The sequence below is a fragment of the Kitasatospora sp. NPDC001261 genome (assembly GCF_042896795.1).
Taxonomy (GTDB): domain Bacteria; phylum Actinomycetota; class Actinomycetes; order Streptomycetales; family Streptomycetaceae; genus Kitasatospora.
Genome location: NZ_JBIAXP010000002.1, coordinates 148,519 through 162,513 on the forward strand (window position 1 = coordinate 148,519; position 13,995 = coordinate 162,513).

The window sequence follows — 13,995 nt, forward strand, 5'->3', positions numbered from 1 at the left end:
ACTCGGCTCACATTTCGCTCGTGACGCTCACCCCGCTGAAGCCCTGCTGGGCGTAGAGGCTGAAGAAGATGTAGCCGCCGGCCGGCGGGTCCGTGACGGTCAGCGTCTCGGAGTTGTCCGGGCCGGTCGACCGCGCGGTGTTCGTGTCGGTGTAGGCCCAGCTCGTCGGGTTGTAGTAGAGGTCGCCGTTGCCGGTGCCGCCGCTGGTGGTGATCTTCACCTGCTTGGTGCCGGCCGGCACCAGGAGGTAGAAGTGCGCGTAGTTGCCCGTGGTGGCCGCGACGTTGCTGCGGGTGCAGTTGGCCGCCAGCAGCCGGGTGTCGGTGCCGGTGCACTCGGGCAGCGGGGTGCCCGGCGTGGTGGGCGGGTTGCCGCTGCCGTCGGTGGCGCAGCCGCCGGACGCGCACTTGGTCAGCCAGCTGTCGAAGTCGGCGTCGTAGCGGGTGCCGATGGTGGTCTTCAGGATGGTGCGGGCACCGTCCCAGTCACCGGTGCGGTACTTGGCGAGGACCGCGTCCAGGTCGGAGCGGTGCTGCTCCAGCATGTAGCGGACGGCCAGGTAGCCCCAGCGGTAGACCCGGTCCTGGTCGCCGTAGCCGGTGTCGAAGAGGTCGCTCAGCTTGTAGGTGTGACGGGCGGCCGCCGCGATGGCGCCGTCGTTGTTCACCTTGCGGTACGAGTAGGAGACGTACTCCGCGAAGCCCTCGACCCACCAGACGGTCGGGGTCTTCATGCCGGCCTCGAAGTCGCCGTACATGTCGAACCGGCCGTCGAGGTAGTGGGTGTACTCGTGGTTGAGGTTCCAGATCTCGAAGGACGGACGGGCCCACTCGGCCTCGTAGCAGAGGAAGCGCGGCTGGTTGTCGGCCTTGGTCGGGTCGCCCTCCAGGTACATGCCGCCGTTGTTGGTGTCGATGCCGTAGATCGCGGCGGCGAGCACCTGGTAGTCGAGCGAGGAGTGGAAGGCCACGACCTCGATCGTCTTGTTGTTGTCGTCCTTGACCGGGCCGCTGTCCTTGGCCACCGAGTGGAAGTACTCGTCCTGGCCGTTGAGGCTGGTGCAGGCGGTGTTCAGCTGGGTGGCGTCCAGCGCCTGGGCGAGCAGCGTGATGCTCGGGCTGCAGGTGTGCTTCACGGTCAGCACGCCGGCCTTGAGCTGGGCGGACTTGTCACAGGTGCCGTAGAAGGAGCAGTTGCCCTGGTCGTAGTAGTCGACCGCCTCCGCGACCGCGGCCCACTGGTAGACGGTGCGGCCCTTCGGCTCCGACTTCTCGACCAGCGTCTTGGCCAGCGGACGGACCTTGGCCTGGAGGGCGGTGTCCTTCAGGAAGCGGGTCAGCTCCTTGGTCGCGTTGTAGACCAGCACGCCGAAGCTGTCGCCGAGCAGGGCGTTGTTGCGGGTCGCGAAGTCGGACAGCGCGTCCAGCACGCTCGGGTCCGCCTCGACGGCCGCGTCGAAGCCGGGCACCTGGTGGCCGCGGAACAGCACGGTGAACACCGGGTTGACCGCCCAGGCCATGCCGGCCGGGTTCCAGGTGTCGGCCTTGTAGTCGCCCAGCAGCCGCTTGACCACCGGCAGGAAGCGGACGTTCTCCTGCGCGCTGTCGATCAGGGTGACGGCCTCGCCCAGGATGGGCGCGTTGCCCGAGGCGACGTCGCGCGAGTGGGCGCTGTTGAAGAAGGCGTCCAGCCCGGACTGGATCGCGGTCTTGAGGCCGGCGCCGTACTCGCCGACGTCCTCCTTGTGGTACCACTGCACGAAGTAGCCGGCGCGCAGGTAGAGCACCAGCTGCTCGACCGAAGTGCTGTTGTCACCGGGGTAGTTGGCCGAAGCGTCGCGCAGCGCGTAGGCCACCGTGTTCATCTGCTCCTCGCGGAACGCGCCGCGCGCGTCGCCGCCGGTGAGCTGGAACAGGCTGTTGATGCAGTTGATGTCCGCGCTCTTGATGTGCTGGACCAGGTCGCTGCCGGTCCGGCCGCTGAAGTCGCCGACGGTACAGGCCTGTTCGGCCGCCGCGCCGAGGCTGAGGGCCTTGGCGGTCGGCCGGACCTCGGCCGGCCGGGTGTCGACCGAGAGCGGGGCGCGCTGGTCGACCGAGGCCAACTGCTGCCCGCTGTCGGCTCGTTCGGCTGCGCCGGTGGCGGGCTGCGGGGCCGGCCCGGTGGGGACGGGCGCGGGCGAGCCGCCGGGGGTGGGGGTGGCGGGGGCGGCCTGGGACTGCGGGGCGAACAGGCCGACCGCCAGGAACAGGGACAGGACGAGCGTCAGCAATCGTGCCAGCTGCGGGAGTCGCAGCAGACGTGAAGGACTCACGTGGGGGCCTCCGGGCCGTCGTCGGCCGCGATTTGGGGCGCGGCCGGTGGGGGGTGTCGAGGACCGCTGGTGACGGCGCCGCGTGGGGAGCGGTTCCGTCGGGCACGGTGGGGGGTGTGACATGTACCATGGCACATCTCACATGGCCTTGGGAACCCGGGGCGTTGTGCGCAGTTTGCGGGGAATTCACGGAGGGATCGTGGTGACGGTCCGTCAACAGACCCGCCCCGGACGGGGCGCCGTAGCGCTCCGCCCGGGGCGGTCACCTGTCTGGGGTCAGCCGGGGTCGGCTCACATCTCGCTCGTGACACTCACCCCGCTGAAGCCCTGCTGGGCGTAGAGGCTGAAGAAGACGTAGCCACCGACCGGCGGGTTGGTGACGGTCAGCGTCTCCGCGTTGTCCGGACCCGCCGAGCGCGTGACGTACGCGTTGGTGTAGGCCCAGCTCGTCGGGTTGTAGTAGAGGTCGCCGTTGCCGGTGCCGCCCTTGCTGGTGACCTTGATCTGCTTGGTGCCGGCCGGCACCAGGAGGTAGAAGTGCGCGTAGTTGCCGGTGGTCGCCGCGACGTTGCCGCGCACGCAGTTGGCCGAGAGCAGCCGGACGTCGTTGCCCGCGCACTCCGGCAGCTGCGGCTGGCCCGGCGTGTCGGTGGCGCAGGCGCCGGCGGCGCACTTGGTCAGCCAGCTGTCGAAGTCGGCGTCGTAGCGGGTGCCGATGGTGGTCTTCAGGATGGCGCGGGCGCCGTTCCAGTCACCGGCGCGGTACTTGGCGAGGACCGCGTCCAGGTCCGAGCGGTGCTGCTCCAGCATGTAGCGCACGGCCAGGTAGCCCCAGCGGTAGACCCGGTCCTGGCTGCTGGTGGCGTAGACGGTGTCGAACAGCTCGCTCAGCCGGTAGGCGTGCTGCGAAGCGACCGCGATGGCACCGTCGTTGACGACCTTGCGGTACGAGTAGGAGACGTACTCCGCGAAGCCCTCGACCCACCAGTCGATCGGCTGGACCTGGCCGGCGTCGTAGTCGCCGTACACGTTGAACCGGCCGTCGAGGTAGTGGGTGTACTCGTGGTTGAGGTTCCAGATCTCGAAGGACGGGCGGGCCCACTCGGCCTCGTAGCAGAGGAAGCGCGGCTGGTTGCCGACCGCCGCCGGGTCGCCCTCCAGGTACATGCCGCCGTTGTTGGTGTTGATGTCGTAGATGACCGCGGCGAGCACCTGGTAGTCGAGCGAGGAGTGGAAGGCCACGACCTCGATCGTCTTGTTGTTGTCGTCCTTCACCGGGCCGTTGTCCTTGGCCACCGCGTGGAAGAACGCGTCCTGGCCGTTCAGGCTGGTGCAGGCGGTGTTCAGCTGGGTGGCGTCCAGCGCCTGGGCCAGGATGACGATGCTCGGGCTGCAGCTGTGCTTCACCGTCAGGTTGGCGGCCTTGAACTTCGCCGGGTCGTCACAGGTGCCGTAGTACGAGCAGTTGCCCTTGTCCCACCAGTTCACCGCGAGCGTCACCGAGCCGCGCTGGTACATCGTGGGGCCGGTCGGGGCGGACTGCTGGGCCAGGGCCCGCGCGTAGGGGCGCAGCCGGGGCAGCAGGTCCGGGTACTGCATGAAGCGGGTCAGCTCGTTGGTCGCCTCGTAGACCGTCCGCCCGTAGGTGCCGCCGTGCAGGCCCTGGTTGCGGGAGATGAAGGTGAACAGGGCGTCCAGCACGCTCGGGTCGGCCTTGACGGCGGGGAGGAAGTCGGCCTCCCAGTGGCCGGCGAACAGCGCGGTGAGCGCCGGGGTCACCGCGTAGACCATGCCGTTCGGGTTCCAGGTGGCGCTGTCGTAGTCGGACAGCAGGCGCTTGACGACGGGCAGGTAGCGGGCGCTGTCCTTGATGCTGTCGATCAGCGTGGCCGCCCGGGCCAGCGGGCTCGCGTTGTCCGCGGTGACGTCCCGCGAACGGGGGTTGGCGAAGAACGCGTCCAGCGCGGCGCGGGAGGCGTCCTTCAGGCCGCTGCCGTAGGGGCCCACCACGTCGGGGTTGTAGAACTGCGTGAAGTAGCCGGCCTGCAGGTAGAGCATCAGCTCCGCGATCGAGCCGCTGTCGTTGCCCTGGTAGCCGTTGGCGGCGTCGCGCACCGCGTTCGCCACGGTGACCATCTGCGACTCGCGGAAGGCGTTGGCGGCGTCGCCGCGGCCGATCTTGAACAGCGAGTTGACGCACTGGAGGTCGACGGACTTGATCTGCTGGACCAGCGCGCTGCCGGTACGGCTGGTGAAGTCGCCGACGTTGCAGGGCCGGGCGGCGGCCGCGTCCAGGCCGAAGGCCTTGGCCTGCGGCTGCCCGGCCGTCGGCAGGCCGGTGAGCGGGGCCGTCGGCGACTGGGGCACCAGGTCCTCGGGGCTGAGGCGCTTGCGGCCGTCCGGCTTCGCCGGGGTGGTGTCGGCGCGGCTCTCGCCGATCGCGGGCGGCGGCGCCAGGTGGGCGGGCGCCGTGCCCGTGGGCGTACCGGCGGGGGTGCCGCCGGGGGTGGTTCCGCCGGGGGTGGGGCCGGCGGGGGCGGCCTGGCTGAGCGGGGCGAACAGGCCGACCGCCAGGAACAGGGACAGGACGAGCGTCAACAGTCGTGCCAACCGCGGGACTCGCAGTAAGCGTTGGCCATTCACGTGGGGGCCTCCGGGCCGTCATCGGCCGCGATTTGGGGCGCGGCCTACGGGGGAGCGAGGACCGTCCGCGACGGGACCCGTGGGGCGGGTCCGTCGTGGAAACAGTGGGGATGTGCCATGTAATATTGCACACATCACACATCATTGTGAAGGCCTTTACCCAAGCCCTACCCATCCGGAAAAGCGGAAGGGCATGGCGACGTCGTCGTCGCCATGCCCTTCGGGCCCGCGGATCGGTGGAACCGACTACCGCCGGATTCCGGCTACTTGCGGAGCAGCAGGATCACGCCCGCCGTCACCAGGCCGACCACGACGGCGGCCGCGCCGTACGCCAGGCGGTGCGCCCGCAGCACCGGCAGGAAGCGGTCCACGGCGTAGCGGCCGGGGCCGGTCAGGGCGAGCGCGGCGGCACCGGCGGTCAGCAGCAGCTCGTACTCGCTGCCCTTCGGGGCGAAGAAGCCGCCGCCCCAGGTGACGGCTATCGCGTTGACCATCGTGCCGACGATCGCGGCGCCCGCCAGCGGGGTCAGCAGGCCGACGGCGAGGGCGAGTCCGCCCAGCGTCTCGGTGAGGCCGGCCACCACGGCCATGGCGTTGCCGGCCGGGTAGCCGCTCATGGTGAAGAACTGACCGGTGCCGTCGATCCCGCCGCCGCCGAACCAGCCGAACAGCTTCTGGCTGCCGTGCGCGGCCATGGTCAGGCCGAGGGCCAGGCGCAGGAGCAGGAGTCCAGCGTCGTAGGCGTGCGGGGAGGTCGTCGCGGACCCGGCGGTGTCCCGGGTCGGGCTGACGGTGGTGGTGGCGGCGGTCGTGCTCGGGCTGCTGCTCGGCATGCGCGTCTCCATCGATCGGGGTTCGGTCGTCGTCCGGCGCGGCCGGACACGGTCAAGGGTTGTGGTGGTGCGGCAGGCAGGGATCGTCACCCGGCGCCATTGTTCAAATTTGAACCGCCGCTTCACCGACCGTACCCCGAAGTTCGAATTTGAACAACTGACGGGCCGTCGGCGACTCGCGGGCCCCGCCCCGGCCGGAGAGGGTGGAGACATGGCCCACCACAGGCAGCACCGACGGGAGACCCGGACCGGCACCCCGTACCCCGAGGCGCTGGACGCCTTCGGCGAGCGCGTCCGACTGATCACCCCCGAACAGTGGGACTCCCCCACCCCGTGCAGCGACTGGTCCGTCCGCGACCTCGTCAACCACCTCACCGGCGAACAGCTCTGGGTGCCCGAGCTGCTGATGGGCGCCACCGTCGGCGAGGTCGGCGAGCGCTTCGACGGCGACGTGCTCGGCGACGACCCCGTCACCGCCTGGACCGACGCCGCCGCGGCCGCCCGGGAGGCCTGGGCCGTCCCGGGCGCCACCGAGCTGACCGTCCACCTCTCCTTCGGGGACACCTCGGGGCAGTACTACCTGGACCAGCTCACCACCGACCTGGTGATCCACTCCTGGGACCTCGCCGAGGGCATCGGACGGCACACCCGGCTCCCCGACGGGCTCGTCGGGTTCGCGCTCGGCGAGTTCGCCGGGTACGGGGACCTCTCCGGCAGCGGGCTCTTCGACCCGCCGCTGCCGGTGCCCGAGGACGCCGACCCGCAGACCCGGCTGCTCGCCCTCACCGGGCGGCGGGACGGGGGGTGAGCGGGACCCACGGAGGGTGAGCGGGCTCGACGGGGGGTGAGCGGCGCGTGCCTCCGGCCGGACGGCCCGGCGCCGGATACTGGAAGACAGCGGGGGAAGTCTTCCGTGCGAGAGGCGGGCGGGCCATGAGCCGCAGGCCTGACATCCTCGGCGAGTTCACCGCCGACCACCGGGCGGTCACCGAACTGCTCGACCGGATCGAGGCCGCACCGGCCGGCGACCCCGGACGCGGCGAGCTGGTGGCCCGGCTGACCGACCTCCTCTTCACCCACTGCGCCGCCGAGGAGGAACACCTCTTCCCAGTGGTGCAGCACGACGTGCCCGACGGCGGGGCCCTGGTCTTCCGCAGCATCCACGACCACCTGGCGATCGGGCAGTACCTCGCCGACCTCCAGGGGCTCGGACCGGCCGAACCGGCCTTCGACACCCTGCTGCGCGGCCTCGCCGAAACCCTGCGGCGGCACCTGCGCGGGGAGGAGGAGCAGCTGTTCCCGGCCGCCCGCAAGGCCCTGCCCGCGGCCGCCCGCACCGCGCTGGGCGACCGGCTGCGGGCGGAGCGGGCCGAACTGGACGCCCCGGACTGATCAGCGCTCCCGCCGGCCCGTCCCTCCGAGCCCGCTCATTCCTTCAGGCCGGATCATTCCTCCGGGCCGGATCAATGCTTCGGGCTGATCACCGCGAACCGGGCACCCTCGCGGTCCCGCAGCCGGGCCACCCGCCCGTACGGGGAGTCGAAGGCCGGCCCGAGCGCCCCGCCGCCCAGCTCCGCGGCCCGGGCCACCGCCCGGTCCGTGTCCGGGACGGCGAAGGACACCTCCCAGTGCGGCGGCATCCCGGCCGGGCCGCCGGCCTGCTCCTTGGCCAGCGCCGCGACACTGTGCCCCTCGGCGCGCAGCACCACCCGGTCGTGCTCCCAGCGGACGTCGAAGCGCTCCGGGTCGCGGCCGTCCCAGCGGAACACCTCGCCGTAGAACAGCGCTGCCGCGAACGGGTCCGGGGTGCGCAGCTCGATCCAGACCGGCGCCCCGGGCAGGTCCAGCTTCCGGGCCCGGCCCGGCGGGCCCTCCCAGATGCCGAACACCGCGCCCGCCGGGTCCGCCGCGAAGGCCACCCGCCCGGCGTCGAAGGCCAGCGGGCCGACCGCCAGGGTCGCGCCGCGCTCCCGCACCGCGTCGGCGGCGGCGTCGGCGCTCTCCGTCCCGAAGTAACTGGTCCACGCGAGCGGAACCGCCCCGACACCGGCGACGCCCAGCCCGGCCACCGCCTCCCCGCCGGTCACCGCGTGCACGTACGGGCCGAAGCGGTCCGGCCCGGGCTCGAACTCCCAGCCGAGCAGCGGGCCGTAGAACTTCTTCGCGTCCTCCAGATCCGGGGCCATCAGGCTCACCCAGCACGGCACGGCCGCCACACAGCGCACCCGGGCGACCGTCTCACCGCTGCCCATCGCGAACCTCCTCCGCCCACCCGGCCGCCGGGCCCCTCCCGACTCCCACGGCCCACCGGCCGCCCGGGACGCCCACAGCCTAGGGCGCCACCCTCACCGCCCCGGGGAAGCCATGCCCGGGATCAGCGCACCCAGTTCTTGAGGGGCTCGGTGTCCAGGGAGATGCCCACCGGGTCGGGGAGGCGGACGGCCTTGCCGAACGGCAGGGTGTGAACGGTCTCGTAGCGGACGCCGTCGGGCTGACTGTGGACGATGATCTCCGCGGAGTCCCGGTCGATCAGCAGGTAGACGGGGATGCCGGCCTCGGCGTAGGCGCGGGGCTTCTCGACCCGGGCGCGCCGATCGGCGTCGACGTCCGCATCGGTCACTTCGACCACCATCAGCACGCGATCCGCATCGACCCACTCCCCCTGCCCGACGAAGGCCTCGGCGGGGGCCAGAGTGCCATCGGGATGGACCCGTCCGCCGTCGGTTCCCCGCATCCTCAGGCCATGGCTGTGCAGCCACAGCTCCGGCCGCGCCTGGAAGCAGCTCCGCACCAGCCACTCGATCACACAGCCGTGGGTGCCGCCCGACCTCGGTTTCACTCCCAGTCGCCCGCCGAGGAACTCCAACTGGAGACCCTCGAGCGCCCGGAAAGCCAGGCGCGCGAGTTCCTCGAACTCTTCGGGTCGCATCTGCGATCGGCGCGGTGCGTCAGGAGCCGTGCACATACCGCGACCGTAGGGCCGGGGTGTGACATCCCTGCCCGAGAGCAGAGGGATTGTGTGACGCAGGTCACATGGTGAGGGGAAATTCCGGGGACGGATTCCCCGTTTCCGAGTACGTTGGAAGAAGCGGGGAGATTTTCCCCGGTATCCTGATGAGGAGCAGTCGTCGTGACCACCACCGCCGAGTCGGTCCGTCCCGCGGGGAGCGCACGTACGCCGAAGTTGCGTGCGGACGCGAGCCGGAACCGGGAGCGGATCGTGCTGGCGGCCCGGGAGGCGTTCGTCGAGTACGGTGCGGACGCGCCGCTGGACGAGATCGCGAAGCGGGCGGGGGTCGGCAATGCCACGCTGTACCGGAACTTCCCGGACCGGGTGGCGCTGATCCGCGAGGTGGCGGTGCTCGTCAAGAACCGCATCCTGGCCCTCGCCGAGACGGCGACGGCGGAGGCGGACGCCCCTGACGGCAGTGGGCCGTTCGACGCCCTCCAGCGGTTCGCGCACGCGTCCGTCGGGGAGAAGGTCGGCGGTCTGTGCACCCTGTTCAGCAACCATGTCGACCTGTACGACCCGGAGTTGACCGAGATCCGGGAGCGCCTGCAGGCCGCCGTGGGCGGGCTGATGGAGCGCGCCCGGGCCGCGGGCGAGCTGCGGTCGGACGTCGACCACGGTGACCTGTTCATCGCGATGAGCCAGCTGACCCGGCCACTGCCGAACACCGCCTGCCGACTGCTCGACGACTTCGTCCACCGGCACCTGCAGATCTTCCTGGACGGCCTGCGCGCACCGGCTCCTTCGGTGCTGCCCGGCCGGGCCGCGACCTTCGAGGACTTCCAGCCCCAGAACTGACCGACCCACCAGTACCGACCCCCTGCCTGTAGGGGCCCGACCAGTACCAGCCGTCCGGGCGCGCGCCGCCGTGCCCCGGCGCGCCCTGCCACCGCACCCTCCCGGTGCGGCGACCCGCCGTGCCCGCCGCACGGCACCCGACCGTTCACGCACACCACACGCACCGTGAAGTGAGTACCCCCATGTCTCGAACCGACGCCGCCCGACCGGCGACGCTGCCCGATCCCCGGCGCTGGAAGGCGCTGATATTCATCGGCCTCGCCCAGCTGATGGTCGTCCTCGACGCGACCATCGTGAACATCGCCCTGCCGTCCGCACAGCGGGACCTGGGCATCTCCGACGGCAACCGCCAGTGGGTGATCACCGCCTACGCGCTGGCCTTCGGCGGGCTGCTGCTGTTCGGCGGCCGGATCGCGGACCTCTGGGGCCGCAAGCGGACCTTCATCGTCGGCCTGACCGGCTTCGCCCTGGCCTCCGCGCTCGGCGGCGCCGCGGCCAACACCGCGATGCTGCTGGGCGCCCGCGCACTCCAGGGCGTGTTCGGCGCGCTGCTCGCGCCGGCCGCGCTGTCGCTGCTCGCGGTGACCTTCACCGAGGCCAAGGAGCGCGCCAAGGCCTTCGGCATCTACGGTGCGATCGCCGGTGGCGGTGGCGCCATCGGTCTGATCCTCGGCGGCCTGCTCACCGAGTACATGAACTGGCGCTGGACCTTCTTCGTCAACATCCCGTTCGCCATCGTGGCCGCCGTCGGCGCCGTGATGGTGATCCGCGAGCCCGCCGAGGGCCGCAACCGCAACCGGCTGGACGTCCCCGGCGTTCTGCTGGTGACCACCGGCCTGGTCTCGCTGGTCTACGGCTTCACCCGCGCCGAGTCGGACGGCTGGTCGTCCGGCACCACCATCGGCCTGTTCGTCGCGGCCGCCGTGCTGCTGGCCGCCTTCGTGCTGGTGGAGCTCCGGGTCAAGGCCCCGCTGCTGCCGCTGCGCGTGGTGCTCGACCGCAACCGCGGCGGGGTGTACCTGTCGCTGGGCATGGCCGTGATCGGCATGTTCGGTCTGTTCCTCTTCCTGACCTACTACCTGCAGATCGTGCTCGGCTACAGCCCGGTGCTGACCGGCGTGGCCTTCCTGCCGATGGTGGCGGGCATGATCACCGGCTCGACCCAGATCGGCGCCCGGCTGATGACCCGGGTCCCGGCCCGCTACCTGATGGCGCCCGGCTTCCTGGTCGCCTCGGCCGGCATGTTCCTGCTGACCCACATCAGCCTGGACACCTCCTACCCGGCGCTGATCCTGCCGGGCCTGGTCCTGATGGGCCTCGGCATGGGCACCGCGTTCATGCCCGCCATGAGCCTCGCCACGCACGGCGTCCAGCCGCGCGACGCGGGTGTGGCCTCGGCGATGGTCAACACCTCGCAGCAGGTCGGCGGCGCCATCGGCACCGCGCTGCTGAACACCATCGCGGCCAGCGCGACCACCGGCTGGCTGGCCTCGCACGCCACCGCCGCGGCCGCCGCCTCGCCGGAGGCCGCCAAGGTGCTGCAGTTCCAGGGCATGGTGCACGGCTTCTCGACCGCGATCTGGGTGTCCTTCGGGATCCTGGTGGCGGCCGGCGTGGTCGCCTTCACCTTCATCAACGCCGGCCGGCCGGGTGCCTCGACGGGCTCGGACGCGGGCTCGGCGGCCGAGAACGACGTGCCGGTGCTGGTGCACTGACGCGCAGGGGTTGCTCGGGTGCGTACGCGGCCCGTCCGGTGTCCTCCACGACACCGGGCGGGCCGCTCGCCGTTTCCGCCCGGGACACCCCAGGACGATCCGACCCCGGACGGTCCCGGACGGTCCGGCCTCGGACGCCCCCGTACGGTCCGGCCCGCGGAATCCGGCCCACCGGATACGCCCGCGAGTTCCTCACATCCCGGCCCCAGGGCGACCTTGTTCCACGGTCAACCTGTCGCCTAAGGTGAGCGAAGCGCTTCGTTCCGTGTGCACCCTTGAACCTTCCTGCACACTCCTGGCCACGACCCTCCGGCCTGCGCTTTTTACTTTCTTGACACGCGCATGACACACAGCGTTTCGCGATACCCGCTCGACAGTGTTCTCCTCGCTCCCGAAGCCAGAGAAGAGCCCCGCCATGTCGCCATCGCACACGTACGACCGGTACCGCCTGCCACGGTTCCACTGTCCCGGCGCCGGAACCGCGCCGCGTACGCCCAGACGATCGCCCCGGAACGCGCACCGGACCTGAAGCGGCCGGAACGCGCGCGAACCGCGCCCACACGATCCGACCGACCGAGAAATCACTCCGGACGTGAAGAATGACCGACCGCCTGGACTTCAGCCTCACGCAGTTGCGCTATTTCGTGGAATCGGCCGAACTCGGAAACATCTCGGAAGCGGCCGAGAAGCTCAGAGCCTCGCAATCGACCGTCTCCTCGGCCATCATGCGGCTGGAACGCCAACTCGGCGTGCAGCTGCTGCTGCGCCACCACGCCCGCGGGGTCACCCTCACCCCGAACGGGCGGGACCTGCTCCTCGGCGCCCGCGCGCTGCTGGGACAGGCCAGGAGCCTCCAGGAGCAGGGGGACGCGCTGGCCGGCGGCATCGAAGGCCGGCTCGGCGTCGGGTTCCTCACCCCGGTCGCCCCGTTCCTGCTCCCCCAGACCCACCGGATCACCGCGGAACGCCACGCGGGCCTGCGGCTGACCACCCGGGAGGAACCGGCCGACCGGCTGCTGGCCCTGCTCCGGGACGGGCAGTGCGAACTGGCCGTCACCTACGACTTCCTGAGCGGCGGCTCCCGGTTCGTCCCGCTGGCCGAGCTGCCCATGCGGGCGCTCGTCGCGGACGACGACCCGTGCGGCCGGGCCGGCCCCGTCCGCCTGGCCGAGCTCGCCGAGCGGCCGTTCGTCGCCCTCGACGACCCGCCGCTGCTGCTCCACTTCGAGAAGTTCTTCGCCGACGTCGGCGTCCCGCTGCCACCGGTGGTCACCGCCACCGGGCCGGAGACCGTCCGCGGCCTGGTGGCCGCCGGGTGCGGGTTCGCCCTCGTCCACCAGCGCGCCCACCGGGCCACGACGCTGGACGGCGGCCGGATCCGCTCGGTCGAACTCGCCGGGGACGCGCCGACCGCGTCGCTCGGCGTGGCCGCCGCCCCCGGCCTCGCCCTCGACCGGCGCGGCCGCGCGGTCCTGAACGTGCTCAGGTCGGTCGTCCCGACCTGCCGTCTGTGAGACCGGGCGCGCGCCCCCTTCTCGCCACACCCCCTCATCCCCGCGACACCCGTCGGAGGAATGCCGTGTTCGCCATGCTCTTCGCCGGCCAGGGCAGCCAGCACAAGGGAATGGGCGCCGAGGTCCTCGAACGCTACCCAGGACTGGTCGGATTCGCCTCCGACCTGCTGGGGTACGACCTCGCCACCCTGTGCACCAAGGACCCGGACGGCCTGCTCGGCCGGACCGAGTACACCCAGCCGGCGATCTTCGTCGTCAACGCCCTGCACGGTTTCGAGCGCACCCACCGGGAGGACCGCCCGGCGGATGTCTACCTGGGGCACAGCCTCGGCGAGTACAACGCCCTGCTGGCCGCCGGGGTGTTCGACTTCGAGACCGGGCTCCGGCTGGTCGCCAAGCGCGGCGAGCTCATGGCCGCGGCCTCCGACGGGGGCATGGCCGCCGTCCTGGACACCCCCGAGGAACGGCTGCTGGAGCTCCTCGCCGAGCACGGGATCGACGGCGTCGACATCGCCGGCCTGAACACCCCGTCACAACTCGTCATCGCGGCCACTCCCCCCGTGCTGGCCGCCGCGGTCGAATGCCTGGAGGAGAACGGGATCCGGGTCGCCCGCCTGAGGGTGAGCGCGCCCTTCCACTCCCGCTACATGGAGCCGGCCCGCGTGCGCTTCGCGGAATTCCTCACCGGCTTCGCATTCGCCGCACCCCGCACCCCGGTCGTCTCCAATGTCACCGCCCGGCCGCACCGGCCGGAGGAGACCGCCCGGCTGCTGGCCGAACAGCTCGTCGCCCCGGTGCGCTGGACCAACTGCGTACGAAGTCTCCTCGACCGGGACGACGACGTGGAGTTCACCGAGATCGGGGGCACCTCCCTCACCCGCATGGTCGACAAAATCACGTCTGGAGCCTGAACGATGGAATCGACGACGGACACGATCCGGACGTACCTGGAGGAGCGCTTCCTCTTCGAGTTCGACGATGAGACCACCCCGGACACCGACCTGTTCAAGGCCGGGGTCATCGACTCCTTCGGCTACGTCAGGATGATGCGCTTCCTGGAGTCCGAGTTCTCGCTGGCCCTCGACGGCGACGAGATCCTCATGAACGTCCTCGTATCGCTCAACGCGATCGATGAATTCGTCCAGAAGAAGCTCGCCGGGGAATAGGG

12 protein-coding genes are annotated in these 13,995 nt (G+C 71.2%); 7 read left to right on the forward strand and 5 right to left on the reverse strand.

Annotated elements, in window-relative coordinates; translation table 11 throughout:
• Window positions 1–7: 7 nt before the first annotated feature.
• The 3 genes from ACFY4B_RS03680 to ACFY4B_RS03690 form a co-directional block, all read right to left on the reverse strand.
• Window positions 8–2,314, reverse strand: coding sequence for a collagenase (locus ACFY4B_RS03680; protein WP_380780056.1), 2,307 nt, complete (start codon window positions 2,312–2,314; stop codon window positions 8–10).
• 291 nt (window positions 2,315–2,605) lie between these two features.
• Window positions 2,606–4,924 carry a M9 family metallopeptidase gene (locus tag ACFY4B_RS03685; RefSeq protein ID WP_387966353.1) on the reverse strand — a complete coding sequence of 773 codons (2,319 nt, stop codon included), beginning with the start codon at window positions 4,922–4,924 and terminating at the stop codon, window positions 2,606–2,608.
• A gap of 296 nt (window positions 4,925–5,220) precedes the next feature.
• The gene (locus ACFY4B_RS03690) at window positions 5,221–5,790 is read right to left on the reverse strand and encodes a DoxX family protein (protein ID WP_049651490.1); all 570 of its coding nucleotides are present in this window, start codon (window positions 5,788–5,790) and stop codon (window positions 5,221–5,223) included.
• 211 nt (window positions 5,791–6,001) lie between these two features.
• Between ACFY4B_RS03690 and ACFY4B_RS03695 the strand changes: the two genes are divergently transcribed.
• Together ACFY4B_RS03695 and ACFY4B_RS03700 are read left to right on the forward strand one after the other, a co-directional pair.
• Window positions 6,002–6,598, forward strand: a complete 597-nt coding sequence (locus ACFY4B_RS03695) for a TIGR03086 family metal-binding protein (protein ID WP_387966354.1) — start codon at window positions 6,002–6,004, stop codon at window positions 6,596–6,598.
• Window positions 6,599–6,723: 125 nt separating this feature from the next.
• Window positions 6,724–7,182 (forward strand): hemerythrin domain-containing protein, encoded by a 459-nt coding sequence (locus ACFY4B_RS03700; RefSeq protein WP_074002297.1) that lies wholly within the window; start codon window positions 6,724–6,726, stop codon window positions 7,180–7,182.
• Between the two features lie 71 nt (window positions 7,183–7,253).
• Here the strand turns inward: ACFY4B_RS03700 and ACFY4B_RS03705 are convergent, their stop codons facing one another.
• Together ACFY4B_RS03705 and ACFY4B_RS03710 are read right to left on the reverse strand one after the other, a co-directional pair.
• Entirely contained in the window at window positions 7,254–8,042 is a 789-nt protein-coding gene (locus ACFY4B_RS03705) for a VOC family protein (RefSeq protein WP_375875196.1), read from the reverse strand.
• A gap of 122 nt (window positions 8,043–8,164) precedes the next feature.
• Window positions 8,165–8,755 (reverse strand): Uma2 family endonuclease, encoded by a 591-nt coding sequence (locus tag ACFY4B_RS03710; protein ID WP_387966355.1) that lies wholly within the window; start codon window positions 8,753–8,755, stop codon window positions 8,165–8,167.
• Window positions 8,756–8,920: 165 nt separating this feature from the next.
• Here ACFY4B_RS03710 and ACFY4B_RS03715 point away from each other — a divergent pair, with 165 nt between their 5' ends.
• The 5 genes from ACFY4B_RS03715 (at window position 8,921) to ACFY4B_RS03735 (ending at window position 13,993) form a co-directional block, all read left to right on the forward strand.
• The gene (locus ACFY4B_RS03715) at window positions 8,921–9,598 is read left to right on the forward strand and encodes a TetR/AcrR family transcriptional regulator (RefSeq protein WP_049651485.1); all 678 of its coding nucleotides are present in this window, start codon (window positions 8,921–8,923) and stop codon (window positions 9,596–9,598) included.
• A 182-nt stretch (window positions 9,599–9,780) separates the two neighbouring features.
• Window positions 9,781–11,313 (forward strand): MFS transporter, encoded by a 1,533-nt coding sequence (locus ACFY4B_RS03720; protein WP_049651484.1) that lies wholly within the window; start codon window positions 9,781–9,783, stop codon window positions 11,311–11,313.
• 599 nt (window positions 11,314–11,912) lie between these two features.
• On the forward strand, window positions 11,913–12,827 hold the full coding sequence (locus ACFY4B_RS03725) for a LysR family transcriptional regulator (RefSeq protein WP_117487238.1): 915 nt from the start codon (window positions 11,913–11,915) through the stop codon (window positions 12,825–12,827).
• Window positions 12,828–12,901: 74 nt separating this feature from the next.
• Complete coding sequence (locus ACFY4B_RS03730) at window positions 12,902–13,738, forward strand: ACP S-malonyltransferase (RefSeq protein WP_387966508.1); 837 nt, start codon at window positions 12,902–12,904, stop codon at window positions 13,736–13,738.
• Between the two features lie 3 nt (window positions 13,739–13,741).
• Window positions 13,742–13,993 carry an acyl carrier protein gene (locus ACFY4B_RS03735; RefSeq protein WP_049651481.1) on the forward strand — a complete coding sequence of 84 codons (252 nt, stop codon included), beginning with the start codon at window positions 13,742–13,744 and terminating at the stop codon, window positions 13,991–13,993.
• Window positions 13,994–13,995 lie beyond the last annotated feature (2 nt).

What these genes read in the sequence shown, in the direction of transcription:
- ACFY4B_RS03720 (WP_049651484.1), top strand. Translation starts at nt 9,781, where the DNA reads ATGTCTCGAACCGACGCCGCCCGACCGGCGACGCTGCCCGATCCCCGG.
- ACFY4B_RS03735 (WP_049651481.1), top strand. Translation starts at nt 13,742, where the DNA reads ATGGAATCGACGACGGACACGATCCGGACGTACCTGGAGGAGCGCTTC.
- ACFY4B_RS03730 (WP_387966508.1), top strand. Translation starts at nt 12,902, where the DNA reads ATGCTCTTCGCCGGCCAGGGCAGCCAGCACAAGGGAATGGGCGCCGAG.
- ACFY4B_RS03690 (WP_049651490.1), bottom strand. Translation starts at nt 5,790, where the DNA reads ATGCCGAGCAGCAGCCCGAGCACGACCGCCGCCACCACCACCGTCAGC.
- ACFY4B_RS03710 (WP_387966355.1), bottom strand. Translation starts at nt 8,755, where the DNA reads ATGTGCACGGCTCCTGACGCACCGCGCCGATCGCAGATGCGACCCGAA.
- ACFY4B_RS03695 (WP_387966354.1), top strand. Translation starts at nt 6,002, where the DNA reads ATGGCCCACCACAGGCAGCACCGACGGGAGACCCGGACCGGCACCCCG.
- ACFY4B_RS03700 (WP_074002297.1), top strand. Translation starts at nt 6,724, where the DNA reads ATGAGCCGCAGGCCTGACATCCTCGGCGAGTTCACCGCCGACCACCGG.
- ACFY4B_RS03705 (WP_375875196.1), bottom strand. Translation starts at nt 8,042, where the DNA reads ATGGGCAGCGGTGAGACGGTCGCCCGGGTGCGCTGTGTGGCGGCCGTG.
- ACFY4B_RS03725 (WP_117487238.1), top strand. Translation starts at nt 11,913, where the DNA reads ATGACCGACCGCCTGGACTTCAGCCTCACGCAGTTGCGCTATTTCGTG.